The following is a 26274-nucleotide window of genomic DNA, read 5'->3' as shown; positions in this document are numbered from 1 at the left end:
GTCGGCGTCTCGGGATCTGGCGTCGGCGTCTCGGGATCTGGCGTCGGCGACAGGGAACCCAACGCGAACGGTCGGTGAGCGCACGGCAGTCACTCGAGACTGACGCCCATATCGTCGATCGAGACGACCTCGTCGAACAGGGGTTTGAGCGTGTTGATATCCTGAACATCCCCCGCCAGCGGATCGACGTGGAAATGTGAGATCGCATCGCCGCTGTCGAGCGTCCCGAGGAGGATGTGCAGAAACCGGAACGTGCTGCGGGGGTCTTTGTACTCGAGCAGGACGTTCAGCGAGTCGTAACACAAAAGCGTCTCGCCGGGCCCGTCCGCCCAGTCGTCGACGGTGCCGGAGACCAGGATTCCCAGCCGCGTGATATCGTTCGGATTGTTGATCTCGACCGTCTCGACCGACTCTCGAACCGACTGGGGGATCGGCTGTGAGTGGCCGATCGAGATAACTTTGGTCCGCGCGGCCGCGTCGGCGATCCGTTCGAGTCGGCCCGTGTGTATCTTGCGGTACCGAACGAGGAGGACGTTTCGGTCGCGACCAGCGTCGGCGAGCCCGAGCAGGTCCGTGCAGGCGGCGTGTTTCCTGTCGTCCTGTGAGTCGCACTGAACCAGCACGCTCGTCCCGGGATCGAACGAGAGCTCGTCCGGCCGGGTGTACTCGTCGGACTCCGTCAGACCCTCGGTGAAAGCGTCCACGGGGTCTGCATCCGTCTCGTCGGCACTCGGGGCGCCGTCCCGTGAGGGTCCGCTCCAGATGCGGCGGCTGCGTCCGGTGTCGTCGGACTCGACGTCACCGTCCGGCTCCGACCGGCCCGGTCCCGAATCGTCGCGGTCCGTCGGCGGATCCGATGACGACGAGTCGGTAGACCGATCGAGACCGACGTTCGGGCGATCGGTCGACGTCACGGACGGCTCGGATCGATCGTCCACCGATGGCCCGTCAGTCTCCAAGTCGGCCTTTTTGGTGTCAACGGGAGCGGAAGCAGGCTCATCGGTATCAACGGGAGCGGAAGCAGGCTCATCGGTGTCGGTGGCTTCCGGAGGAGTCTCCGTCGTGTCATTGTCGATCCAGTCCCACGAGTCGATGTCGTCGGCTGCCGACGCGCCGGTTTCGGACGTCGCGGAGGCGAGCTCGGATTCCGTCGTCGATTCCGGCTCGTCAAGGGAGCCGTCCGCCCCGACCGTCTCGTCCTCGGATCGTTCCTCCTCGGTCGGTCCGCTTAGCGGCTCTTCGGTCGATTTCGACCGGGAGCCGCGGACGCGCTCCGACAACTTCTTGAATCGAGGACTGCGGCCGCTCGAGGAGTCGTCACCGTCGTCGCCGTTCTCACCGGCATCCTCCGTCATGGATCAGGTGTTGTGGGGGCGGCAGACGCGGTGGCGGCGACGCTCCCAGACTGCGTCCGAGACGCCGGATCGTGGGTGTTGGATCCGCGAATCATCGGACGAACACCCGGAGACGATCTCGGTGATTCATTGTACGAACGTAGTTGGATAGCAGTTCCATGTCGAGACGATTTCGTAGCAGTCTCATAGATCGTTCACTACTGCTGAATTACTGTGTCGCTGGGGAGTCGCGGATCAACGGAATCGACAGATTCCGTGATCCGCACCGACGACAGTTCGCTACTCCGCCAGCAGCTCGTAGTCAAGAAGCTTGAGAACCAGCTGCTGCGACGCCAGATTACTGCACAACAACAGAAGATCGAACAGCTTGAGGCTCGCCTCAAGCAGTACGAAAATCCAAACACACCACCCAGTAGACAGGGTGGTGCGGCTAATTCATCAGGCGATGACGACCAAACCGAGGACGAAGACCAAGAACCTGATGAAGACGACGCTGGCGGCGACTCTGACGCCGCCAGCGACTCATCGCCTGGACGCAGCGAAGGTCACGAGGGAACAACTCGAACAGCACCTGAACCAGAAGAGACGATCCTCGTTGATCAGGGATTCTGTCCAGACTGTGAGCAAATCCTCTCTAGCCCTGATAGCTACGTTTCACGGACTATTATTGACGTACCGCTTCCTGTTCCAACCACTGTTACCGAGTACAAGCTCGGTAAACACCACTGTTCTTGTGGTAACGAGGTTGTTGCTGAGCATCCTGACTGTCCCGAAAAGGGGCGGTTTGGGCCAAATATCATGGCCCAAACCGCTCTCGGTCGGTTCCATCAACGACTGCCGAACCGGAAACAGGCCGAGCTGTTTGACTGGGACTTCGACCTTCCGATCTCTCACCGGACGATCTACAACTTGACTAAGCGGGTCGCAGACCGGCTGCGACCCGCTTACGAGGATGTCAAAGAGAAGATTCGGGAGAGTGAGGTCGTCTACTGCGATGAAACAGGCTTTCCGGTCGATGGAGAACAACACTGGGCGTGGACGTTCGTCACTGATGACGAAGTGCTGTTTTGGGTTGATGAAAGCCGAGGAAGTGGAGTCTTAGAAGACGTCCTCGGCGAGGAATTCGCCGAGGACTCGACGCTCAGTTGTGACGGCTGGTCGGCGTATTCGAGTTATCACACGAAACTGCAGCGGTGCTGGGCGCACCTGTTGCGGGAGGCTGAGTACGTCGCTGAACGGTACGAGGAAGCAGAGCGGCTGTCTGAAGAGTTGCACGCACTCCACGACGATCTAACGACGTTCGTCGAAGGAGATCCGTCCGCTTCCGCCCGCGAGCAGAAGCGGGCGGAAGCATCCTTACACTTGGAGGGCCTGGTGAGGGAAGGTTACGAGGCCCAAGAGGTTCAGCAGCTGATCAAGAAGATCAGCAATGGCTTGGGTCACTGGCTGACGTTCGTGACCGAACGGGGTGTTGATTCAACGAATAATCGCGCAGAGCGGGCTCTGCGCGAGCAAGTAGTCCTTCGGAAGATGTTTCGGACCCTGCGTTCGGCAGAAGGGGTCCAGATTCACGAGACAATAACAACGATGTTGGCGACGTGGAAACGACGAGGACTTGATCCACCTGAACAGCTCCAGTCAATTCTGGGTGGGAGAGAACTTCGGTAAGGACGAGAGGCATCACTGAGCGGTGTATCTTTGTCTTGCTATCCAACTACGTACGAACCAGACAATAACGAGATATCAGAAAAGGAGACGGTTAAAATTACCGGAGACGGCCACGTTCGTGGGCAGCACGACAACGCGGGGGGAAAACAGCAGGATCCGGTGGATTCGACGTCTGCACGCTCGCGTCGGAAGCGAGGCACATGTGCAGAACTGTTAAAGGCCTGGCGGACCAACCTCGGATGATATGTCTGAGTCTCCGGGACCAGGCAACGGTTCGCCAGTCGGTTCCGAGGCCTTTCAAGAGTGGGTCGAACACACCGCATCGACGCGGGGTGTCGACGAGCAGGAGCTGTTGAACCAGCTGGTGTCGGCGTTCTGGGTGCTCGACGAGATGAACGGCGTCACCGGTGAGACGGAGCCGTTCGGGACGGAGATGGGGGACGAAACCGTCACTGAGCAGACGGGTATGGGCTCACCGCTGGACGCCGGAACTGACGACGGGGATACCGATCCGACCGATTCATTCCTCGGTGCCGACCAACCCGAACCGACAGACTCGTCGTCGACCGTGGAAGACGACACCACGACCCCGGGATCGGATGACGGGGACGCCGGGGAGCCAAGCGGGGAGGAGACAGATACCTCGCCCAGCGGGAGATCGGCGACCGGTGAGGGGAGCGAGGAGATAGCCGAAGAGGTTCGTGCGCTCCGGGAGTCGCTGCACACCCAACTCGAGATGGTGCAGGCGGTGAGTGAGATCCGTCGGCAGCTGTCCGACCTCTCGTTGGACGTCGAGAATCAGCGGTCGCGTCAAGAGCAGTTCACCGACCGCATCTCGGACGATCTGACGCGGCTCCACAGTCGGGTGGAAGAGCTGGAGTCGAGCAGCAAGGATACGGAGACGGCGAACGCCGAGGCGGTCGACCGCCTGGCCGCGGAGCTCCGCGAGGACGTCGAATCGCTGGCGGCCACCCAGCGGGAGTTCGAGTCGTGGATCGACGAGGAGTTCGACGAGATCGAGAGGCTGTTCGAGCACCTCCTCGACGTCACCGACGATCTCGACGACCGTCTCGCGACCGTGGAGACGGAGCTGAAGACGATCCGGGAGGAGGAAACCGAACGTGAGCGGCTGGAGACGCTCCGACGGACCGCCCAGCGGTCGGGAATCGATCGCGCCGTCTGCGGAGCGTGTGACGGTACGGTCGACGTCTCGATGCTGGACGAGCCGCACTGTCCCGAGTGTGAGACGACGTTCGAGGGCGTCGACCCGGCGAGCGGCTGGAACCCGTTCGCGAAGGCGACGCTCCGAACCGAACCGGAGCCACCAACCTCACCCGAAGAACTCGAGTAGCGAGTTCGAGTAGCGAGTTCCAGTGGCGCGAGCCGACCTTCTCGAAGCGCGTACCTCGGCGACGTGGACCGACCGACCAGTTATCCCCTCGAAGTTCTGCCTCAATAACACTTATTCGGCAGTAGTCGTATCGGTTCAACGGGATGTTCCCCGAGCCGGTCCACGACTCCGACAAAGTGCTGATCAGCGGGCCGTTGTTGAGTGGGAAGCGAACGCTGTTTCACCGGCTGTTGCGGACGTGGGCCGACGAGCCGGTCGTGGCCTCGACGCGGCAGGGCGCGGAGCGCGTGCGGCACGACCACGAGCGTGCGACGGGGTACAACGGCGACAGTGTCGTCGTGATCGACTGCGTGTCGGCGACTCACGAGGAGGAGCCGACGGAGACGCCGCGGACCAAGTACGCCGCTGGCCCGGGGAATCTGACCGACATCGGAACGACGTACACGGACGTGCTCAAGCGGAGGAGTGGCGACCTGGCGGTCGGGATCAGCTCCGTCTCGCCGCTCGTGATGTACGCTTCGCTGGAGGAGGTGTATCGGTTCACGCGGCTGCTGGTCCAGCAGGCGGTCGGAGAGGGGTATTCGGTTGCGGCGGTCGTCGAGTCGGAGACGCACGACGACCGAGAGCACAACACGCTCAAGGAGCCGTTCGAAGTGCTCGTCGAGACGCGGATCGGCGAGGACGGCAACGAGTTCCGCGCGCGGAGCCGCGAGGGGACGACGGAGTGGCGACTGATAGCCGAGACGGCCAAGTGACGGAGACCGCAGAGTGGCCGCCGGAGCGTGACGACGCGATGGTCTCCATTCCGACGCGTGTTCCGCACCTGACCACTCTCCGACGGGTTCGTCGGAACTGCGATCGGCGGCGGTACGAGCGTCTCGACGGTCAGATCACGGAGAAAGCGTCGTCAAGACAGCAGCCGATACGAGCCGATGACCAGACGCAGACGGCGGACGGAGCGGTCCGGTCGTCACCGCCATTCGCGTCGGGCACCAACGAACTCCAGTTCGTGTGCGAGATACGCCGTGGTAAACCCCAGCGCGTAGCCGAGGAAATGCACGTACACGTTCGTCACGGTGCCGTCGACGACGCTCACCCGCGGAAATCCGACCACCAGCAGCCCGAGCCAGACGCCGACGCCCGCGACGACGGACGGATCCGACGCCAGCCGCGAGAACGGAACCGACCCGGGAACGCCGAGCGCGAGCGCTCGCGCCACGACGGCGACGACGACCGCCAGCGACATCCCGATCACGCCGGCAGTGATCGGCGAGGGCGGCACCGCGACCGCGGCGACGTAGCCGGTCGATGCGGCGAACCACGCGATGAGCAGCGCCGCGTCGATCCGTCGACCGAGTCGCCACTCGGCGTACCGCACCACCGCGATCGGGAGAAAACCGACGAGCGCCATGTTCACGCCAGAGAAGCCGTACGTGACGCCGGGACGCGGCACCGCGAGATTCAGCAGGGTCACGGCGGCCGGCAGCGTCGAGATCACCACCGTGAGCGCACCGAGAAACAGCCACGGCGACCGCGCTCGCCGGGAGAGATGCGAGAGCGCGAATCCCGCGAGCAGCAGCACCGCGACGTTCCCCAGCAGATGTGACGGCGAGAAATGGACGAACGGTGCCGTGTACGCGGTGAGAATCGTCGGATCTCCGTACTCGAACGACAGCCCACGCCGTGCCGACTCCGGCAGCTGAGCAATGCCGACTAACGCGCCAGCGAGGACGACGACCGGAGCCGCCTGCAGCGTGTCGCGAACGCGATCGACGCGACCGCCCGATCCGGAGTCGTGTGCCATGACGAACGCTTCCCTGACTACACGGAGCAGAGATCCGAACCTAAATCCCCGCCTCCGAATATACAGTCTGATAACGTCGTCGTGACGGAACTGCCCACCGGCAGTTCCGGCTTCTGAGCTGAGTTTGCGGCGCTCACGAAGCGTATCGGATGATGGTCGTTGACGAGCTGCGAGAATGCATCGACCACACCGAACGGGTCAGTCCGCGATCGCCTCGGCGTCGGCGGTCGGCGCGGACGGATCGCGGATCCACAGGTCGCCGAACAGCTCGTCCTGCTGGAGCGTGACCAGTCCGCGGTGAGCCATAAACAGAAGCGCGAGGAACGTCATGAACGGTCGACCGCCGGCGGTCTCGATCTCCGCGAACAACACCTCCGTGCGGCCCTGCTCGAAGTGGGTTCGGAGTGCGGCGTCGATCCTCGTGATCACCTCCTCGATGTCCTCGTCGTGAGTCCGGTCGGTCGCGTCGTCGGCGGTCGGCTCCCCCTCGCGGCGGAACTCGTCGCCGGTGTGGTAGTCGAGCGTCTGCGTCCCGCGGGCGTACCCGGACGGTGAGTCGGTGGTGTCGTACTCGCGGGAGCGTTTCCACCACGAGTCGCGCTCCGCCTCGCGCAGCTCCCGGACGAGCTCGTCGAGCGTCTCCGGCGACCCGCGCGTGCTCTTCCGTTCGAGCCGCCGGTCCATCTCCGCCTCCAGCCGGTCGATCGGGTCGAACTCGGGATCCTCGGGGTCGGCCGCGCCGCCCTCCATCGCAAGCTCCCACGGCTCGGCCTCCGGCTCCGCCTCCTCGTCGTCGTCAGCGAGCATCTCATCGCTTTTCATCCGCAGCAGCACGCTGGCGTAAAACAGCGCGCGACCCGTCGTCCGGAGGTCGGTCTCGTCGAGCTTCTCGAGGAAGGCGTCGGTCACGTGGACGATGTCGATATCCCACGGCTCGATCTCGCCGTTCTCCGCGAGCTGGACGAGCAGTTCGACCGGCTCGACCTCGCCGTCGTCCGTCTCCCCGGACGGTTCGATGGCGACCGGGTCGGACCGATCGCCGTTTGCTGTCCGGTCGGGCTGGTCGCCGTTCGACGCCGGATCGGGGTGGTCGCCGTTCGACGCGGGCCGTGCCCGTTCGCTCGGCCGGGAGTCGGCGTCGGCATCGTCGTCGTCGCCGTCGCCATCGTCATCGAAGGAGAGACCCCCCTCGCGCTCGCTCGTCAGATCGAGTGCTGGGACGTCGTCGGCGTCGGAGTCCGAGCGGTCAGTCATCGGCGGCCACCTCCTCGTCGCCGTCGTCGGTCCCGTCGCCGAACTGCATCCCGGTTACGGCGGAGACGTTGTCACCCTGCATCGTCACGCCGATGGCGCGGTCCGACCGCTCCAACAGCGCGGAGCGGTGCCCGACGACGACGAACTGCGCCTCGTCGGCCAGCTCCTCTATCATCTCGCCGACCCGCTCGGCGTTCACCGCGTCGAGGAACGCGTCGATCTCGTCGAGCGCGTAGAACGGTGCGGGGTTGTGCCGCTGAATCGCAAAGATGAACGATAGCGCCGTGAGCGACTTCTCGCCGCCGCTCATCGCGTCGAGCCGCTGGACGGGTTTGTCGGCCGGCTGTGCTTTCATCGTGAGCCCCTCCTCGAACGGATCCTCGGGGTTCTCCAAGAGGAGCTCTCCCGTGCCCGCGGAGAGCCGCGAGAAGATATCCCGGAAGTGGTCGTTGATCGACTCGAACGTCTCCATGAACGTCGCCTTCTTTTCGGCCTCGTAGCTCTCGATACGCTCCTGGATCGCGTCCCGCTCCTCGACGAGCACGTCGCGTCGGTCCTGCAGCTGGTCGAGCTCCGCCTGCACCTCGTCGTACTCTTCTATCGCGAGCATGTTGACTGGCTCTAGTGCCTCCATCGCCGCCTCCAGCTCATCGATACGCTCCTCGACGACGTCGAGATCGGGGATCGCCTCGGGGTCGTACGCCTCGACCTGCGACTCCAGCTCGTCGATCTCCCACTCCAGCCTGTCACGTCGGTCGCGAAGCTCCTCGAGCTCCGACTCCGCCTCCGAGACGCGCGTCCGCTGCTCGTCGCGTTCGCGTGTCGCCTCACGGATCGTCTCGCGGAGCTCCTCGCGGTCGGATTTCAGCTCCGTCAGCTCCGCTTCGAGCTCCGCGATCGACTCCCGTTTGTCCTCGAGCTGCTTTTCCTTCCGCTCGATCGACGCCTCGTACTCGGTGATCGACGCCTCGGCGTCCGCCTTCCGGTTCTGGGCCTCCTCGACCGTGTCGTGGAGATCCTCGAGGGCGTCCTCCGCGTACCCCTTCTCCAGCTCGAGCTCGTTACGCCGACCGTCCAGCGAGTCCATCCGGCCTTCCAGGTCGGCGATCTCCGCGCGGATCTCGTCGGCGCGCTCGGAGAGCTCCGGGATCTTCGAGTCCGCGAGCTCCGCCTCGATCTCGTCGATCGCCGCCTCCGTCTCGGCGATCTCGGCGTCAAGCTCCTCGATCGTCTCGTCCAGCTCGGCCATCTCCGCGTCGACGCTGTCGCGTTCCGCGCGCAGGTCGGCGAGCTCGTCGTTCAGCTCCTCGATGCGCTCCTCCGTGGCCTCGAGCTCCGCCTCCGCACGCTCGATGTCCGACTCCAGCGACCGGACGCGGTCGGCGGCGTCCGCCTTTCGCTCGCGGGCGTCGTCGATCTTCGACTCCAGCTCCGCGATCTCGGACTCCAGCGCCTGCCGGTCGTCCTCCAGATCGGATATCTCCGTCGCGAGGCGTTCGAGCTTCCCGCCGCCGGACTTCGTGAACGAGTACCGGGAGCCGCCGCCGGAGCCGCCGGTCATCGCGCCCGACTTCTCGACGAGGTCGCCGTCGAGCGTCACCATCCGGTACTCGCCCATCAGCTCGCGGGCGGTCGCCATCTCCTCGACGACGAGCGTCGAGCCGAGCACGTACGAGAAGATCGGCTCGTACTCGGCGTCGTACTCGACGAGGTTCCGGGCAAAGTCGACGACGCCGGGCATCGACGGTGCTCGCGGCAACCCCCTGTCGTCCATCTTCGTGATCGGGAGGAACGTCGCGCGGCCCGCGTTCCGGCGCTTGAGATAGTCGATACACGTCGATCCGACGCCGTCGTCGTCGACGACGACGTTCGCGAGCCGGCCGCCGGCCGCCGTCTCACACGCCTCCGCGTACTCGGTCTCGACGGAGGCGAGCTCGCCGACCGCGCCGTGAACCCCGTCGATATCGCCGTTTTTCACCTCCGTCACCGCGCGCGGCCACGAGGCGTCGCCGCGCTCGCTCGCGGCCGCCTCCAGCTTGGCGTACTCGTTCTGTTTTTCGCGGAGCGTCGACTCGACCTCGTCGAGCCGCTCGCTCCGCTCGGCTTTCTCCGCGAACAGATCCGCAACCGCGTCCTCGATCGTCTCCCGGTTCTTTTCCGCTTTGTCGAGCTCGCCGTGAAGCTCCGAGATCCGGGCGTTGATCTCCGGCACCTCCTCGTGGGCCGCCTCAAGCGCCGACTGCGTCTCGCTTATCGTGTTCGACCGGCGGCGGGCCTCGTCGAGCAAGCGGTCCTTCTCGCGCTGTGTTTCGTTTTTCTCCTCGCGGAGCTCCTCGATGCGCTCTTTTTTCTCCGCGAGGTCGCGTTTCAGCTCGTCGAACTCCGTGTCCGCGCCCTCGATCTCCGCCTCGACGTCCGCCAGCTCGGAGCGTTTCGTCGCGATCTCGGATTTCACCGACGCCTGCTCGACTTTCACGGACGTGATCTCCTCGTCGAGCTCGGCGATCGTCTCCTCCTTGCGGTCGATGTCGACGAACGCGTTTCGCCGTTCCGTCTCCGCGGCCTCGGCACGCTCCTCGGCCGTCTCGATCTTCCCCTCGAGCCGAGAGATCTCGCCTTTGATCTCCTCTATCTCCGACCGGATCGCGATCTGTTCGTCCTCGCCTTTCGTCTCGATCTCGTGGTTGAGGTCGGCGAGATCCTCTTCCAGTCTGGTGAGTCGTCCCTGCCGGACGTCGAGCTCCTCGCGAAGCTCCGAGAGCGTCTCGTCGGCGTCGGCGATCTCCGCCTCGACGCTCGCGAGGGCGTCGCGTTTCTCCTCCAGCTCGGAGGCTTTGAGATAGCCGCGCTGCTCCTCCAGCTCGTCGCGATGCTCCTGATACTCCAGTGCCGTCTCCCGCTCGTCGGACAGGCGGTCGAGGCGGTCCCGTTTCTCGTCGATCCGGAGGTCGGCCTCGCCGATCCGGTCTTTCACCGTGTCGAGCTCCTCGAAGGCGGCCTCCTTCTTCGCGTCGAACTCGGCGACGCCGGCGATCTCGTCGATGATCCCCCGTCGCTGATACGGGGTCATGTTGATGATCTCAGTGACGTCGCCCTGCATGACGACGTTGTACCCCTCTGGCGTGACGCCCGCGGCGGCGAGCAGCTCCTGTATATCCGAGAGATTCACCGACCGACCGTTGAGGTAGTAGTACGAGTAGTAGTTCTCCTCGGTCTCTTTCACCCGGCGTTTGATCGTGATCTCGGAGACGTCGCCGACGTTCTCGGAGCCCGCCGCCGAGACGACCTGCGAGCGGTCGAGCGTGCCGTCCTCGTTCGAGAGCACGACCGTGACCGACGCCTCGTTCGGGCCGCCCGACGCCTCGCCGTCCTCGTGACCCGGATTGTAGATGAGATCCGTGAGCTTCTGTGCGCGGATCCCCCGCGTCCGGGCCAGCCCGAGCGCGAACAGCACGCCGTCGATGATGTTCGACTTTCCGGAGCCGTTCGGGCCGGTGATCACCGTGAAGTCCTCGTAAAAGGGGATCCTCGTCGTCCGTCCGAAGCTCTTGAACCCGTCCAGAACGACTTCCGTGATATGCATGATTTGCGGGGGTTATGACGTGAGGGACGCGTGAACACGCCGCCGTGACGGAGTCACGTCGCCTCGAGGCCGTGACCCGTCGCGGCGTGGGCGACGGCGTGTCGTCCGTGGAGCGCCGTGTCGCCTCACGCGACGATGATGTCGCTGTCCTCCTCGGATTCGTCGCCCTGCTGCTCCTTAGCGGCTTCGGCATCCGGCGTCGTCGCGTCCTGTTCGGCGACGACGACCTCGTCACCGGTGGCGCCCGCATCGTCGACGCCGTCCGACGCGGAGCCATCGGCAGCGTCCGTCTTCTCGACGACGTCAGCGTGGTCGTCCGAGTGGGTCGTCCGCTCCGTGGGCTCCGTCGGCTCCGTGTCGGCGGTCTCGTCGTGAACCGGTCCCGCGGCGGGCTGTGTCTCCCGCTCGACCGCGACCTCCTGTTCGTCCTCCAGCTGTCGAACGCGCTCTTTCATCTCCACCAGCTCCTCGGTGAGGCCGTTCACTGCGGCCTGCAGCTCCGCGACCTGCCGTTCGAGGTCCTCGACACGATTGCTCATGGTACACGTGTGCCCGCGCGATCCGTATAAACCTGCGTCAGACGCACGTGTGACTCCATGCCATGAGGGCGTGGGAGATGGGTGTGCGTCCGACGCCGCATGGGAGACCAGTGTCCATCGAACGACGCGTGGGAGACACGTGTCCGTCGAGCGTCGGACGCGTAAGAAGATACTTATACTCGGTCGTTGAATCGGGGAATGAAGATGAGCAAGATCACGTTCCGGGCCGACGACGACCTCGTCGAGCGGCTGGAATCGTGTGACGCCTCGAAAAGCGAGGTGATGCGGAACGCGTTGCGCTCGTATCTCGATGCCGTCGACGACGACTCCGGCGGAAGCGACGCGAGCGGCGACGGGATCGACGGCGCGATCGCGGACCGGATCGACGAACTCATCGCCGACCGACTCGACGAACTCATCGCCGACCGACTCGACGCGGCATTGGACGAACGGCTCGGAACGAACGCTGCGGGCGCACACACACCGTATACGCAGAGAACGCCCGGCGAGATCAACGTAAACGTCAGCGTCGAGGGCTCTCGCGCCGACGAAGCAGACGCTGACGTGACGCGTGAGACGACGTACGACGACGCACCCGACGCATCCGACGTGGAGTACGACGATGTGAAAACGCGTAAGACGGGTGGTGACGTCCCTGTGCAAACGCGTGAAAACGCGTGTGGTGGGTGTGGCGAAAACGTACCCGAGGACCACGTTTACTGCCCGAATTGTGGTGAAAAACAATCGCACAGAGCGTTCTGCGAGTGCGGCGACGAGGTGCGAACGGACTGGGCGTTCTGCCCCGGCTGTGGTCGTCGAACCCCCGCGGCTGACGTTCTAAAGGACCGGTAACCGACGCAAACGCCCGTTTTAGGCACGTATACGACGTAATCGCTGCTTGTCTTACGACCGTCGTTAGTTTTATAAGGTTAGCCTCGGTGCCTACAACTGCGTAAGACGGCCGTCTTACAGCGACCGTCCGTCGGAGAGGATGTCCTCGCCGTCGGGCGGTTTCGGGCTGTAAGACACACCCGACGTGTGCGGACCGTCTTACCGGGGGAATGACAATGGAGCGTGTGACACTACGAATCCCGAAACAGCAGATAGATGAGGTGGAGCGGATGGTCGAAACGGGCGAGTTCCCGAACCGGAGCGAGGCGATCCGGTCGGCGGTCCGCGACATGTTGAACGAACAGGACGGCGAGCGCGAGGAGCGCGGCCGCAACCGCAGCTGGGCGAAGGTGTAACGATGCAGGATATCGTGCAGGACGCCTTAGAGAACGCGGAAGCGGAGAAACGAGAGATGGACGCCAGCGTGGACGACGACGAGTTCGGCGATCCCCAGATCGTCGTCGTCGGCGCGGGCGGCGCGGGCAACAACACCATCAATCGACTGTACAACATCGGCGTCGACGGCGCGGACACCGTGGCGATCAACACGGACAAACAGCATCTCAAGATGATCGAGGCCGACACGAAGATCCTCGTGGGCAAGTCACTCACGCAGGGGCTCGGTGCCGGCGGCGACCCCAAGATGGGCGAGCGCGCCACGGAGATGGCGCAGGGAACGATCAAGGAGGTGCTCGGCGACGCCGACCTCGTCTTCGTCACCGCCGGCATGGGCGGCGGCACCGGAACGGGCGCGGCCCCGGTCGTCTCGAAGATCGCCAAAGAGCAGGGTGCGATCGTCGTCGGTATGGTGTCGACGCCGTTCAACGTCGAGCGCGCCCGCACGGTGAAAGCCGAGGAAGGATTGGAGACGCTCCGGAACGAGGCCGACTCGATCATCGTCCTCGACAACAACCGGCTGCTCGATTACGTCCCCAACCTCCCGATCGGCAAGGCGTTCTCGGTGATGGACCAGATCATCGCCGAGACCGTGAAAGGGATCTCCGAGACGATCACCCAGCCGTCGCTGATCAACCTGGACTACGCCGATATGTCCACGATCATGAATCAGGGAGGCGTCGCGGTGATGCTCGTCGGCGAGACGCAGGACAAGAACAAAACACAGGAGGTGGTGAACGACGCGATGAACCATCCGCTGCTTGACGTCGACTACCGCGGGGCCTCCGGCGGACTCGTCCACATCACGGGCGGTCCGGATCTCACGCTGAAGGAGGCCGAGGGGATCGCCGACAACATCACCGAACGCCTCGAGGCGAGCGCCAACGTGATCTGGGGCGCACGCATCCAGGACGAGTACAAAGGAAAAGTCCGCGTGATGGCGATCATGACCGGCGTGCAGAGCGCACAGGTGCTCGGCCCGTCAACCCAAAAGCAGGCCGACAAGTCACGTCAGAGCATCGACGGCGACCTCGGCGACGCGAAGTCGCGCGCCGGGGGCCCGGCCGGCGCTACCGGAGATGCGGGCGGCTCCGAACGCGCAGCCTGGGAGTCGGATGGTGGCACCGAGCCGGTCGAGAAGAACAACGGGCTCGACGTCATTCGATAGTTCCCTCGGAACCACTCGCGAACGGCAACGCTGCTTTTCTTCGGGTTCGGTGGATCGAACCGACGAGCGACGCGTGTCGTCTCGCTCCGCTATCACGTGGTTCGTCAACGCAAGCACTTAATAACGACCAACCCGAGATACCGGTGTGTCGTGTCAGGAGTCGTTGGTGTCGGTTCGGTCGAACACCGACCGTGATGCCGGACGATGAGCGACGCCGCGCTGTACTTTACCGCGCCGGAGACGGTCGAGATACGGCCGATAACCGTCGGGCCGCCTGACCCCTCCGAGCTACTCGTCGAGACGAACGTGTCGGCTGTCAGTGCGGGGACGGAGCTGCTCGTGTATCACGACGAGACTCCCTCCGACGTCCGGGCGGACGAGACGATCGACGCGCTGGACGAGGAGTTCAGCTATCCGATCCGCTACGGCTACGCCGCCTGCGGCGTCGTTCGGGCGGTGGGATCGGACGTGGACTCCGAGTGGGTCGGCCGGAGCGTGTTCTCGTTTACCCCCCACCAGACGAGATTCCACGCCGACCCCGAGTCGGTCGTCGTGGTACCGGACGGGACGACGGCCGAGACGGGCGCGCTGGTGCCGTCGATGGAGACGGCGACGAACCTCGTGCTCGATGCGGCCCCGCGGCTCGGCGAGCGCGTCGTCGTCCACGGCGCGGGCGTCATCGGACTCTGCGTGGTCCGGCTGCTGTCGTCGTTTCCGCTGTCGGAACTGGTCGTCGTCGACCCGGTCGAGCGGCGTCGATCCCTCGCACGGGGGCTTGGTGCGGACCGGGCCGTGACGCCGGAGGCCCTGTCGGAAGCGGTCGCGGACGTCGATCTCGCCATCGAGCTGTCCGGAGAGCCCGCGGCGCTGGACGACGCGATCGACGTCGTCGGCTACGACGCCCGCATCGTCGTCGGGTCGTGGTACGGGACGAAGCGAGCCGAGCTGGATCTCGGCGGGCGGTTCCACCGCGACCGGATCGACGTCGTCTCCAGTCAGGTGTCGACGATCAGCCCCGAGCTCCGAGGACGATGGGACCGGGAGCGCCGGTTCGACACCGCGCTCGACTGGCTCGGGCGGCTCGACGTCGAGACGCTGATCACGCATCGCATCCCGTTCGAACGCGCCGAAGAGGCGTACGAGCTGCTCGATGGCGACCCGAACGCTGCCGTGCAGGTTGTACTGGAGTACTGAGCATGGAAGGTACGGCGGAGCACTGATCATGGTGGGTGTGAAAGCACTGTTCACGGCCGTGCGAGCGGCGACGGCGACCGCGGTGGCGGCTCCGCTCTGGCGAGTCCGATCGCTCGCCGCCCGCGTCTCGGACCGGCTGCCTGACGCCGTCGTGCCGTATCAGCTGTCGGTGTTGCCGCCGCCTGACGCGGAGTACGCGGGGGTGTGGGATCGCCCGCCGGCGGTCGCGCGGCGGCGACTGATCGACGAGTACGGGTTCAGCCAGCAGCTTCGGGCGTACCTCCACGCGTACGAGCGCGACGGGCGGACCGTCTACGAGACCGCGAGCTGTGCGTACCGTCCCGAGGGGTTCACCGGAACGTGGCAGCTCCACGTCCGACTGTTTCCGGCCGGGCCGGACCGAACCGACGTCTGGTGTCACTGGGAGCGCAACCCGAACGTCTCGCCGATCGCCCACCTCAGACAGGAGGGATACGATCCCGAAGAGGGGGTACGCCGGTTCCGGGAGCTGGTCTCCGAGCCGATACAGCCGCCGTCCGGCGAGAACGCTCCCGCGACGGGATGCGGCGGCCGGACCGTCGACGAGGGCGGACGGTCGATGGAGGACGTCGCCGAGATCCGACGGTCGCCCGACCACGTTGACGATGCCGACGACGATTGACCACACCCATCGAAGCGCGGACTATCCGTCCGCGTCCGCCCGGAGAAGAAGGTCGAGGTGGTGAGCGACGAGGATCAGCTCCCCGCGGTCGAGCTGTCGTCGTCTCGTGTCGACCCACGCCTCACGGACGGTCGGGTCGAGCGTCTCGTTCGGGTAGTCGGCGAGCGCACCGTCGATCGTCGTCAGGAGGTGTGCGAGAAACGTCGCCTCCGCGTGCGGGTACGTTCCGTCCCACGGCCTGACGACCCAGTCACAGCCGCCGACGGCTTCGACCGTGAACCCGTGAGAGGGCGCGCGTTCGAGCACCTCACGCCCCGCTCGGCTGCCCCCAGGGCGCTCCCGTACCTCGTCCATATGTCGGTGGTACAGTCGCTCGATCCGGGAGTCGTGGTCCTGCGGCGGCGAGAACTGGGTCCCGCCGTCGAAGGTGCACGGTGCGTACACCACGCCGGCCGGCCGGAGCAGCTCGCGGAGCGCCGGCAGCATGCGGTCGAGGTCGACGACGTCGAGAAACGCCGCGGCGACGACCGCGTCGGCGTCGTCACTGGCGCGTCCGTCGACGGTCGCCCCCGATCCGTCCGCCCCCGACGCCGATCCGTCCGCCCCCGACGCCGATCCGTCCGCCCCATCTGCGAGCGCGGCCGCGTCGGCGACCGTAAACGACACGTCGAACTCCGTCCGCACGTCCTCCGTCGAGGCGTCGTCCGCTCGCGCGTCGTGCGTCGCCGTGGACTGTTCGTCGTCGCGCGTCGCCGTGAGCCGTCCGCAGTCGTGCCATTCCGTCTCGTAGCCGGCGTCCGCGAGCCACTCCGGCACTCGCTCGCGGGCGGCCGAGACCGTCGTCTCGTCGACGTCGACGAGGCGGTACGACACCCGCCCGGGAAGCGACTCCCACGACGCCAGTCGGGCGAGCATGGAGCCGACGCCAGCTCCGACCTCGACGACCTCGACCGGCTCGGCCGACGACCGCGCGCGATCGACGAGGTGGGAGACGAACCGATCCCAGACACGGCGGTCCAGCGCGCGGTCGTCGACGCTCCGCTTCGCCGTCAGGTACTCGACGAAGTCGGTCATCGGCGGTCACCCCGAGCCGGCGACCGGTCGCCGGAGTCCGCCTCCCTCGCGACCGTCGCAAGGAACGCGCGGAGTCGGTCGGTCGTCTCCTCCCACGTCGGGTGCGCCTCGGCGGTGGAGAGCGCGGCGACGCCCAGCTCCGCGAGTCGGTCGCGGTCCGCGGCGAGCCGCCGGAGTCGGTCGGCGATCGCCCGGTCGTCGTCCGGGTCGACGAGGAACCCGTTCACCCCGTCACGGACGAACTCCCCGGTGCCCCCGACCGCGCCGGCGACGGGAACCACACCGTGTTCGATCGCCTCGAGATGCACCATCCCGAACGCCTCGTATCGCGCCGGGACACAGCAGACGTGCGCGTCCTCGAACGTCTCCGCGAGCGCCACGTCGGACAGCTCGCCGACGAACGACACCCGGTCGTCGACGCCGAGCGCCGCGGCCCGCTCGACGACGCGGGCGGCGTACGCGGGGTCTACGTCGTGGCTGCCGACGACCGTCAGCCGCCAGTCCGGCGCGTGTCCGTCACGTGTGTCGTCGTCGAGCCCGGCGAGCGCGTCGAGCAGGGTCGTCGGGTTCTTCCGCGGAACGACGGTGCCGACGAAGACGACGTGGAGCGGTCCGTTCCCGGCGCGGTCGCGGACCGCCGTCGCGGTCGTCGCAGGCCCTTCGGCACGGCCGGCGGGGCGCGCCACGAGCGTCGGCGTCGTCGCGATCGACCGCTCGCGGCGAGTCGCTCGCTTCCGGGTGAATCGACTGGTCGTCACCACGGCGTCGACGGAGCGGAGGAATCGGCGCTCGAACGGACGCGCAAGCGCACCGAACGGGTCGGTCGGATCGTCGGACCGAAGATGGTGGACGAGCGCGACGACCGCGTCCGGGCCGGCGAGCGTTCGGTTGTGTCGCCACACCGACGGATGAGCGAGCCCGTCCTGGACGAGCACGTCGACGTCGCGGTCCAGCCGGTCTCTCACCGTCGGATCGAGGGCGTCGCGGACGCCGTCGGAGTAGCGCCGCCACGGCAACGAGATCACGTCGACGGTGTCGCCACGGTCGCGGAGCCGGCGGATCACCTCGCGGTCGTACCGGAATCCGCCGGAGGTCGTCTCCAGGTCGCCGTACACGACGAATCCGATGTGGAGCGGCACGGAGTCCACGTCTCGGGGTCGAGCGCGGTCGGATTCGGCGGGCCGGTCCGCTCCCGTGACACCCCCGGTCACAGCTCCCGCTCGTGGGTGACTTCGGCGACATCGTCCTCGCGGACGGTGACGACGAGTTGAGTGGCTGTCTCGGGGGCGAGTCGCTCGACGAGCCGGTCGCCGACGATCCGGGCGAGATGCTCGGCGCTCGGGTTCAATCCCTCGAAGGCGGGCACGTCGTTGAGCGTTCGGTCGGCCAATCCGTCGACGACCGCCTCCAGCGCCTCGATCACGGCGTCGATGTCGACGAGGTAGCCGTACTCGTTCAGCTCCGGGCCGCGGAACGTCGCCTCGATCCCGAACCGATGCGAGTGAAGCGTTCCCTCCGGCCCGGGATCGGGGACGGTGAGGTAATGCTGTGCGATACAGGACCGGGAGACCGACACCGCGTACATGTCACGGCGTTGGATGGGTAGACGTATAGTTCCGTCCCCGAACGGATCGAGCGCCGGGCTCCGCGCCCGCTCATCGACCGACGGACTCCCCACACGCTCAGTCGGAGTCGGTACGGCCCGCCACCGTCTCCGCGTACCGCCGCCGAAACGCCTCGTACGCGTCGGGATCGACGTCGACACAGACGTAGCGCGCGTCCTCGCCGAACGCGCGTTTCGCGGCGAGAGCCGCCGGCGCGGTGCCTGCACACGGGACGAGCACCAGCTCGCCGGGATCGACCAGTGCCTCGATCCAGGCCTCGTAGGGAGCGATCGGCTTGGCGCGCCCGCCGCGCCCGTACGCCGCGTCGGGCCACGTCGCAACCTGCCTGACTGCGGCGTCGCCCCGCCGGTCGGTCGGCCCGTCGTGGGCGAACACGACGGTGTACCCGCCCGTGCTCAGATGGTCGCCGTGGGTGTCGCAGTCGGGGGCTCCGTCGTCCGTCAGATACGTCACGCCGCCAAGCGCGCGGAAGCCGCCGCTCTGGGGCGTCGCGGCCGCGTCGCCCCACGTCGTCCGGAGGTGATCGACGAGCCGCGGCGCGAGCCAGTCGTCCGCGTCCGCCATCAGCCATCCGCCGTCGACGAGCGCCTCCCGGGCGGTCGCAACGAGCTCGGTCGTCGTGATCGAGTCGTCGACGTCGTCGCCCGCGACCGCGTGAGTCTCGTCGAACGGATGGAGGTCGTACGCCAGCCCGCCCTGTTGAGTTCGTCCCGGACGCGCCCACGCGTCGTCGAGGAACACAGCGGCCGCCGCGTCCGTGTACGCGGCGAGCACCTCGACCGCGTCGCCGACGACGTACCACTCCCCGTCGTCGACCTCGTGTGCGATCGCGTCGGTCCCGTCGGTCAGCGCGGCGAGGTCGGCTCGCATGGCCGCGGGATCGACCGACGCGGCAGCGCGAGTATCGTCGGAGAGTGAATCATCGGAACCCGTCATCGAACGACTCCAGTTGCGGCGGTGTGGGAATGAAGCTTCCGCCGGCCGCCCGCAGCTATCGGTCCACGCGACCCGAGACGACCAGCCAGTCCCACGCGAAATGCAGCAGGACGGGCACCGACACGACCCCGGCGACCCAGCGTGAGACGGTCGCGCCCGGGAGCGGCGCGAGCGCGATCAGAACCGTGACCATGATCGTCGCGCCCGTGACGCGGCGGAACTCGCTCGGCGGTAGCTCGGCGACCGGGAGCCCACGAGCGGACCGCCACCGACTCCCGGCGACGAACGCGTAGCGAGCGATCCCCACCGCGAGAAAGACGAGCGGCGCGGTCCCCTCGACGACGGCGACCGCGACACCGACGGCGACGAGCAGCGCGTCGATCTCGGTGTCGAGCCGGCCGCCGAGCTCGGACACCGTGTCCGTCCGTCTCGCGAGCGCGCCGTCGACAGCGTCGAGTCCGGCGGCGAGCCCGAACAGCCCCGCCGGCACCCACAGCGTTACGCCGCCGGGCGGAGCCGTGAAGAGGAAGCCGGCGAACGCGATACACAGCCACGCCCGTGCGAACGTCACCCACGTCGCGAGCGTTATCGGCTGGGGGCCCGCCGCCGCCCGCGCGCCGGAGAGCGTCCGTCGACTCACGACCGCCACCGCGAGGAACGCGACCGCGACGCCGCCGAGAAACGGCCACGTGGGCTTCCCCTCCCACGCCACCGCCACCGCCCCGACCGTACACAGCGTGACGGCCGCGGTGACGAGAAGCGGCGCGGAGAGTCGTCGAGCGAGCCGATCCGGACCGAACGACGCCGACGTCTCCGTCACGAGTTCTCACCCGGGGTGTCGGCGTCGCTCGTCTCGGCCCCGAGGTCCCGGAGATCGGGGTGTAAGCGGCGGTCGGAACGCGAGCCCGAGGCCGTGTCGCGAAGCCGGTCGCGGACCGCCTGCCAGTTCGCGTGTCGACGGTGGATCAGCACCGGAACCGACTCGATCCCGAGCAGCTTCGCGAGCGCGAGCCGGTGTTGGCCGTACGCCCGCCAGTAGAGCGTTCCGTCGCGGCCGACGTCGACGTTTATCTCGTCGAGCCGGGCGGTCGTCGCGTACGCGTCCGGCCCGCGAAGCGTCTCCTGTCGCCGATATCCCTGGTCGCGAAGCGACGCGTGAAGCCGGTCGATCTCCCGGCAGCGACGCGTGAACCCCTCCCGGCTCGTGTACCCCCACGCGTTGCCGAAGCGGGCGAGCTGGTCGTCGAACGCCTCGACGAGCGCGGTGTCCACCCAGTCGCGCCCCTCGACGTAGCGCTGTCGGAGCCCGGTGGGAACCGGCCGCTCGTCGAACGGCTCCCACTCGGCGTCGAAGTCGCCGCCGACGACCCGACCCCACTGGGGCGTTCGCGGCGCGGTTTCGAGCACGCTCCGACGGATCCGTGCCGGGTCGACGCGGCGGAGCGCGAACGCCGGCGCGTCGGTGTAGCGCCCCGGGGCGAGTCGTCGTCGGAGGCGGTGGGCCGCCGCGAGCGGTGCCAGCGGGGCGACGCCACGGACGGGACGCGTCACTCGCGAGCGGAGCGCCGCGGCGACTCGCCCGCGGATCCGACGGTGCCGAGACACTGCGTCGTCCGGATCCCCGACCGGCGACGAGGCTCTCGACGACGAGGCTCTCGACGACGAGGCTCTCGACGACATTGATGTATCACTCCGCACGAGCGTACAGGAGGGCCAACACGACGATCAGCGCGGCCTGTGCGACCTTGTCGATGGCGTCGGCGGCTCCGATCGCGTCGAGTCCCTCGGGACGATTCAGCGCGTACCAGAGGAGGATCTGCGCGCCGGTGAAAGGGATGCCGAGCAGGTAGACGAGCCGTCGCCGTCGGTCGGTGACGACGAGCCAGATCCCGACGAGGAAGCCGCCGGTCGCCGCGAGAAACGCAGCCCCCATCCAGTGGGGCAGAAAGCCGACGCCGAGCACGAGATGCACCGCGGCGGTGACGAGCGCCAGCGCGATCCCGGCCCAGTGCAGCGGCGTCAGCGTCGCCGATCGAAACGTCTCCGTGCCACTCATTACCGTTATCACGGGACGAACTGACATAGTTCTTTCACCGGCCGCCGGGACGCGCGGGTCGCGAGCCGGGCGCTGGAGCTCCGGACTACCGGTTCGACCGGACCAGCCGTCACGCCGCGTCGATCGCATCGAGCAGGCGGCATTTCCGGCAGACGTCGCGGCTGGTCGTCGAGCCGCACCGCGAGCACGCCGAGAGGGCGGGGCCCTCGCCGTCGTCGTCCCCGCGATACGCCTCGGCGGCGAGTCCGGCCAGCTCCTCGTAGCCGGCCATGATCGAGTGGCGCGTTCCGGGGTGGTTCTCCTCGAGGTCGTGTAACAGCGACTGGATCTCGCCGCGGTACGCCTCCTCGGCGTGGGGACACTCGGCCATGTGAACGGGGAGGTCGCGGACGTGGCAGTACAGGGCGATCTCCTTTTCCGGGACGTCACGAAGCGGTTTCGCTCGCGGCACGAACGCATCGGTGGCTTCCCGCTCGTCGAACGCGCCCAGCGACGCGTCGAAGTGTTTCGCGACCTGTCGTACGTCACCCTCGAGCACGTTCATCAGGGCGGTCTGGGCCTCGTCGTCGAGGTTGTGGCCGGTGAGCAGCTTGTCAGCGTCGAACTCGGCTGCGTAGCGTTCGAGGAGGTCACGGCGGAACACGCCGCAGTACGCACAGGCGGCCATGTTCTCCGGGTCGCTGTCTACGACGTCGTCCATCCTGACGCCGAACTCCTCGGCGTAGCTCACGAGCTCGTGTCGCATCGAGAGGTCGTCGGCGAGCTCGACCGTGGCGTCGACGCTCTCGTCGCGGTACCCCTCGATCCCCTCGTGGATCGTGAGCGCGAGCATCTCGACGCGCGGGTCGGGCCCGAACACGTCGTCGAGGATCTGCGTCAACACGACGCTGTCTTTCCCGCCCGAGAGACCGATCACCCACCGGTCGGGGTTCTCCGGCGTCGCGTCCGGATCGAGCAGCCCGTCCTCGCGGATGCGGCGCTTCACGCGTTTTTCCACCGAGCGACGAAGATGCTCGCCGCAGAGATGCGCCCCCGAGTAGGCGGCGTGGTGGATCGCGTCGGCCCCGCACGTGTCACACTCCATCGCCTCCCGGTTGCGGACGCGCGCGGATACGGGTTTCGGGACGACCGACTCCGGGACGGGGTTCGAGACGAACGAGCGGGCGTCATAGCACAGTTCACACACCGACACGAGAATCGCTCGGTGCAGCCAGCGCGGCGAGGAGTGGTATATAAATGAGCGATGGAGGGGAAGCCGACTTGGAACTGGCAGCCGCGATCCCCGCGAGCGAAGCGAACGGGATCGAGCCGCGTCGCTTAAGGAGAACCGGGGATATTACCGTACAATGACCGAGCCAACCGTCACCCGCCTGTTCGGCGGTCCCGGCAGCGGGAAAACCACGGCGCTGCTGGATCGCGTCGAGGGAATCTTAGCGGAGGAGGATGCGGACGTGCGTGACGTGCTCGTCGTCTCGTACACGCGAGCGGCCGCCGCAGAGATTCGCGAGCGACTCGCAAAGCGACTCGACGTCTCCCCGCGCAGTCTGCAAGGGAACGTGTGTACGATGCACGCGAAGGCGTACGAGCTGTTGAATCTCTCCCGGGGCGACGTCGTTGGCGAAAGCGACAAAGAGGAGTTCTGCGAGGAGTACGGCATCGAGTTCGAGGACCAGCACGGCGGTGCGGGTCGCCGGACCGCCCGGTCGACGACGATCGGCAACAAGATCATCGCCACCTCCCAATGGCTCCAGCGCACCGAGCGCGACGTCGCGGACTGGTACGACGTGCCGTTCCAGTGGAACGTCGAGGAGGTCCGACTCCCGCCGGAGGAGGACCCGAACGCCCAGCAGGGGAACAAGTACACGCCGACGTGGCCCTCCGACGACGACCGGATCGACGTTCCCGAGACGATCCGGGCGTGGCGGGCGTACAAGGGCGACCACGGGCTCGTCGGCTTCGCCGACATGCTCGAACGCGTCGCACAGCGCTCGCTCGTCCCGAGCGTCGAGTATCTGATCATCGACGAGTTCCAGGACATCACCACCCTGCAGTACAACGTGTTCGAGGAGTGGCGACCCCACATGCGGAAGGTGCTCATCGCGGGCGACGACGACCAGGTCGTGTACGCGTGGCAGGGTGCTGACCCCGACCTCCTCTTAGACACCGAGGTGGACGAGGACGTGGTGCTACCGAACTCCTACCGGCTTCCCTCTGAGATTCTCAACGTCGTCAACGCGGAGATCCGCCACATCGAGAAGCGCCAAGAGAAGGATCTCCACCCCCGCAAGGAGGGTGGCACCGTCGAGGCGATCGAGTCGCCGTCGATGCTCGAGCTCGTCCGAAACGTTCGATACACCGTCGAGGACGAGACGGGCAGCGTCATGTGTCTGTTCCGGGCTCGCTATCAGATGTTCGATTTCATCGACGAGTTCATCGACCACGGGATCCCCTTTACGATGCTGACGGACGGGCGGATGTGGACGGACCGTCTGCAGGACTACGTCTCGGCGATCGAGAAGACGGACGCCGGTGAACCGGTGAACGGGCTGGAGGCACGGCGGCTCGCGGATATGCTTCAGGAGTCGGCGTTCGGCACGAAGGAGCGCGACGAGTTCTACGAGTTCATCGAGGACCGCGAGGAGGCGGTCGACGCCGACGACATCGCCGAGATCGCGTTCACCGTCGAGGAGCTGAACGAGCACATTCCGTTCCTCCCCGGCACGGAGAGCGCGGACGACATGGTCCGGAAGGTGACGAGCTTCCAGCGGAAATCGATGGGGGCGTACTTCGGCGGCGACTACGAGGGGATGGACCCCAGCCGCGTGCGCGTCGGCACCATCCACTCCGCGAAGGGTCGCGAGGCCGACCACGTGTTCGTCGCGACGGACTTGACGGAGAAGGTCGTCGAGCAGATGGCGGCGTCGATCGACGACCCGACCGCCGTCGACGGAGTCGACGAGTTCACGAAAACGACGAGTCCGGTTCCGATCCTCACCGACAACGAGCGCCGCGTGTTCTACGTCGGCATGTCGCGGGCCCGTGAGCGGCTGGTGATCCTGGAGAGCCTGATCGGCGGTGCGCCGACCTTGCCGGTCAGCGTCCTGCTTTTCAACGAGCTTCGCGACGCGCCGCCACAGGAGCTGATCGAGGAGGTTCAGGCGGAGCTGGCGGTGCCGGAGCCCGAGCCGTGACCGGCCGGTCGGACGGAGCGCCCACGGACCCGGAGTCCAACCGAGAGGCGGACCGTTCGCGAGCGGAGCCCGCCCCGACCACGGATCTCGGTGCGCTCGTCGACGCCTGTGTGACCGCGGACGCGACGGGACTCGTCGCGGTCGGTGACCGGTTCGACGACGACCTGCGGTATCTCACCCGTTTTACCGGTCCGGACCGCGAGTTCGCGCTCGTCGTCGTCCCGGACGGCGCGATCGACGCCGACATCGGGGGAGCTGACGGTCGGCAGTCGCGAGGCCGGGCCGTTCTCTGTGCGCCGACCCTGTTCGGTGCGCAGGCTCGTCGCGAGTTCGTCGAGCGGGCCCGGGAGGAGAGCGGTGCGTTCCACGACGGTGTCGTCCGCGAGGTCCGTCTCGAACACGCCGACGAGCCGGTCGGCCGTCGCGTCGTCGCGGCGATCGAGGATCTCGTCGGCGAACCCGAGCGAGGCGCTTCCGACGACGAACGGTCGGGGTCGTCGACCGACCGGACGGTGGCCGTGCCGCGGTCGATACCGCACGACGCGGCGGTGTACCTCGAACGTGCCGGCTACACGGCGACGTCGACGACCGCGATCTCCGAGGCGCGGCGTGTCAAGACCGACGCCGAACTGCACCGTCTCCGACGGGTTCAACACGCGGCGACCGTGGCGATGGCGCGAGCGGAAACCGTCCTCGCCGACGGCGACGTGCGGTCGACGCCCGACGGCGACGTGCGGTCGACGCCCGACGGCGACGTGCGGTCGACGCCCGACGGCGACGTGCGGTCGACGCCCGACGGCGACGTGCGGTCGACGCCCGACGGCGACGTGCGGTCGACGCCCGACGGCGACGACGCCACGAACGCGGACGCTCCCGTCCTCGTTCACGACGACGCACCGCTCACGACCGAACGACTCCGCCGGGTAATCGATGCCACGCTGGCGGGGTTGGGCATGCGGGACGCGGGGAACACGGTTGTCGGTGCGGGCGCGTCGGCCGCCGATCTCCACTACCGAGGCATCGACCCGATACGCCCGGATGAGACCGTTCTCGTCGACATCTCTCCACGCGGGCCGCACGGCTACTACGGCGACCTGACGCGAACGTTCGTCGTCGACGGCGACGGCGGCTGGGCACGTCGCGCGTACGTCGCCGTCGAGGCGGCACGGAAGGCGGCGCTCGCCGAGATCGAACCGGGTGCGACCGCGGGCGGCGTTCACCGGGAGGCGGCGGCCGAGCTGGCCGCGTACGGCTTCGATCCGAACGCCTCCGAGGGAGCAGCCGGATTCACTCACGGGACCGGCCACGGCGTCGGCGTGAGCCTCCACGAGGCACCGTCGCTCACGAGCGACGCGGCCCTGTGTGCCGGCCACGTCGTCACCGTCGAACCCGGCGTGTACGACCCGAACCGCGGCGGCGTCCGTCTCGAGGACCTCGTCGCCGTCACTGAAGAGGGGTACGAGCTCCTCGCGACGTACCCGTTCGGCACGACGCCGACCTCGGAGTGACGACTCGGCGCGTGGTCGCC

At 67.0% G+C, this 26274-nt stretch carries 23 protein-coding genes; 10 read left to right on the top strand and 13 right to left on the bottom strand.

Annotated features, from left to right (window positions below):
- Positions 1-89 precede the first annotated feature (89 nt).
- A complete protein-coding gene (locus ACYQ0R_RS15550) occupies positions 90-1355 on the bottom strand; it encodes a DUF7504 family protein (RefSeq protein WP_459825575.1) in 1266 nt (421 codons plus the stop codon).
- 213 nt (positions 1356-1568) lie between these two features.
- Between ACYQ0R_RS15550 and tnpC the strand changes: the two genes are divergently transcribed.
- The 3 genes from tnpC (at position 1569) to ACYQ0R_RS15535 (ending at position 5129) form a co-directional block, all read left to right on the top strand.
- Entirely contained in the window at positions 1569-3023 is a 1455-nt protein-coding gene (tnpC, locus tag ACYQ0R_RS15545) for an IS66 family transposase (RefSeq protein WP_459821113.1), read from the top strand.
- A 244-nt stretch (positions 3024-3267) separates the two neighbouring features.
- Positions 3268-4374, top strand: a complete 1107-nt coding sequence (locus tag ACYQ0R_RS15540) for a hypothetical protein (protein WP_459825573.1) — start codon at positions 3268-3270, stop codon at positions 4372-4374.
- 143 nt (positions 4375-4517) lie between these two features.
- The gene (locus ACYQ0R_RS15535; RefSeq protein ID WP_459825571.1) at positions 4518-5129 is read left to right on the top strand and encodes a DUF7504 family protein; all 612 of its coding nucleotides are present in this window, start codon (positions 4518-4520) and stop codon (positions 5127-5129) included.
- A 215-nt stretch (positions 5130-5344) separates the two neighbouring features.
- On the opposite strand, the gene ACYQ0R_RS15530 is transcribed toward ACYQ0R_RS15535, so the two are convergent.
- From ACYQ0R_RS15530 to ACYQ0R_RS15515, 4 genes are all read right to left on the bottom strand, one after another.
- Entirely contained in the window at positions 5345-6178 is an 834-nt protein-coding gene (locus ACYQ0R_RS15530; protein WP_459825569.1) for a rhomboid family intramembrane serine protease, read from the bottom strand.
- 198 nt (positions 6179-6376) lie between these two features.
- Complete coding sequence (locus ACYQ0R_RS15525) at positions 6377-7432, bottom strand: segregation/condensation protein A (RefSeq protein ID WP_459825567.1); 1056 nt, start codon at positions 7430-7432, stop codon at positions 6377-6379.
- Positions 7425-11015: a chromosome segregation protein SMC gene (gene smc, locus ACYQ0R_RS15520; protein ID WP_459825565.1), complete on the bottom strand. Its 3591-nt coding sequence runs from the start codon at positions 11013-11015 to the stop codon at positions 7425-7427. The genes ACYQ0R_RS15525 and smc overlap by 8 nt, the downstream gene beginning before the upstream one ends.
- A gap of 125 nt (positions 11016-11140) precedes the next feature.
- Positions 11141-11554 (bottom strand): DUF7518 family protein, encoded by a 414-nt coding sequence (locus ACYQ0R_RS15515; protein WP_459825563.1) that lies wholly within the window; start codon positions 11552-11554, stop codon positions 11141-11143.
- A gap of 204 nt (positions 11555-11758) precedes the next feature.
- On the opposite strand from ACYQ0R_RS15515, the gene ACYQ0R_RS15510 reads away from it, so the two are divergent.
- The 5 genes from ACYQ0R_RS15510 (at position 11759) to ACYQ0R_RS15490 (ending at position 15864) form a co-directional block, all read left to right on the top strand.
- Positions 11759-12406, top strand: coding sequence for a double zinc ribbon domain-containing protein (locus ACYQ0R_RS15510; protein ID WP_459825561.1), 648 nt, complete (start codon positions 11759-11761; stop codon positions 12404-12406).
- Positions 12407-12621: 215 nt separating this feature from the next.
- Positions 12622-12801, top strand: coding sequence for a transcriptional regulator CdrS (locus ACYQ0R_RS15505; protein WP_459825559.1), 180 nt, complete (start codon positions 12622-12624; stop codon positions 12799-12801).
- Positions 12802-12803: 2 nt separating this feature from the next.
- Complete coding sequence (gene ftsZ, locus ACYQ0R_RS15500) at positions 12804-14009, top strand: cell division protein FtsZ (RefSeq protein WP_459825557.1); 1206 nt, start codon at positions 12804-12806, stop codon at positions 14007-14009.
- Positions 14010-14213: 204 nt separating this feature from the next.
- The gene (locus ACYQ0R_RS15495) at positions 14214-15203 is read left to right on the top strand and encodes a zinc-dependent alcohol dehydrogenase (RefSeq protein WP_459825555.1); all 990 of its coding nucleotides are present in this window, start codon (positions 14214-14216) and stop codon (positions 15201-15203) included.
- 28 nt (positions 15204-15231) lie between these two features.
- Positions 15232-15864: a hypothetical protein gene (locus ACYQ0R_RS15490; RefSeq protein WP_459825553.1), complete on the top strand. Its 633-nt coding sequence runs from the start codon at positions 15232-15234 to the stop codon at positions 15862-15864.
- Between the two features lie 21 nt (positions 15865-15885).
- Here the strand turns inward: ACYQ0R_RS15490 and ACYQ0R_RS15485 are convergent, their stop codons facing one another.
- The 8 genes from ACYQ0R_RS15485 to ncsA all read right to left on the bottom strand — a co-directional run bounded on the left by ACYQ0R_RS15485 (position 15886) and on the right by ncsA (position 22639).
- The gene (locus ACYQ0R_RS15485; protein ID WP_459825551.1) at positions 15886-16938 is read right to left on the bottom strand and encodes a class I SAM-dependent methyltransferase; all 1053 of its coding nucleotides are present in this window, start codon (positions 16936-16938) and stop codon (positions 15886-15888) included.
- Positions 16935-18077, bottom strand: a complete 1143-nt coding sequence (locus ACYQ0R_RS15480) for a glycosyltransferase family 4 protein (protein WP_459825549.1) — start codon at positions 18075-18077, stop codon at positions 16935-16937. Before ACYQ0R_RS15480 ends, ACYQ0R_RS15485 begins: the two co-directional genes overlap by 4 nt.
- A gap of 68 nt (positions 18078-18145) precedes the next feature.
- On the bottom strand, positions 18146-18523 hold the full coding sequence (locus tag ACYQ0R_RS15475; RefSeq protein WP_459825547.1) for a 6-pyruvoyl trahydropterin synthase family protein: 378 nt from the start codon (positions 18521-18523) through the stop codon (positions 18146-18148).
- A gap of 97 nt (positions 18524-18620) precedes the next feature.
- Positions 18621-19499: a hypothetical protein gene (locus tag ACYQ0R_RS15470; protein WP_459825545.1), complete on the bottom strand. Its 879-nt coding sequence runs from the start codon at positions 19497-19499 to the stop codon at positions 18621-18623.
- A 55-nt stretch (positions 19500-19554) separates the two neighbouring features.
- On the bottom strand, positions 19555-20319 hold the full coding sequence (locus ACYQ0R_RS15465; protein WP_459825543.1) for a CDP-alcohol phosphatidyltransferase family protein: 765 nt from the start codon (positions 20317-20319) through the stop codon (positions 19555-19557).
- Entirely contained in the window at positions 20316-21104 is a 789-nt protein-coding gene (locus ACYQ0R_RS15460) for a hypothetical protein (RefSeq protein WP_459825541.1), read from the bottom strand. The genes ACYQ0R_RS15465 and ACYQ0R_RS15460 overlap by 4 nt, the downstream gene beginning before the upstream one ends.
- Positions 21105-21186: 82 nt before the next feature.
- On the bottom strand, positions 21187-21555 hold the full coding sequence (locus ACYQ0R_RS15455) for a DUF7475 family protein (protein ID WP_459825540.1): 369 nt from the start codon (positions 21553-21555) through the stop codon (positions 21187-21189).
- A 109-nt stretch (positions 21556-21664) separates the two neighbouring features.
- Positions 21665-22639, bottom strand: coding sequence for a tRNA 2-thiolation protein NcsA (gene ncsA / locus ACYQ0R_RS15450; protein WP_459825538.1), 975 nt, complete (start codon positions 22637-22639; stop codon positions 21665-21667).
- Positions 22640-22901: 262 nt separating this feature from the next.
- Between ncsA and ACYQ0R_RS15445 the strand changes: the two genes are divergently transcribed.
- On the top strand, positions 22902-24746 hold the full coding sequence (locus ACYQ0R_RS15445) for a UvrD-helicase domain-containing protein (RefSeq protein ID WP_459825536.1): 1845 nt from the start codon (positions 22902-22904) through the stop codon (positions 24744-24746).
- Entirely contained in the window at positions 24743-26254 is a 1512-nt protein-coding gene (locus ACYQ0R_RS15440; protein ID WP_459825534.1) for a M24 family metallopeptidase, read from the top strand. The genes ACYQ0R_RS15445 and ACYQ0R_RS15440 overlap by 4 nt, the downstream gene beginning before the upstream one ends.
- Positions 26255-26274: the final 20 nt, after the last annotated feature.

Source organism: Halorubrum luteum (assembly GCF_054652935.1).
This window is presented reverse-complemented; position numbering and strand designations above follow the sequence as displayed.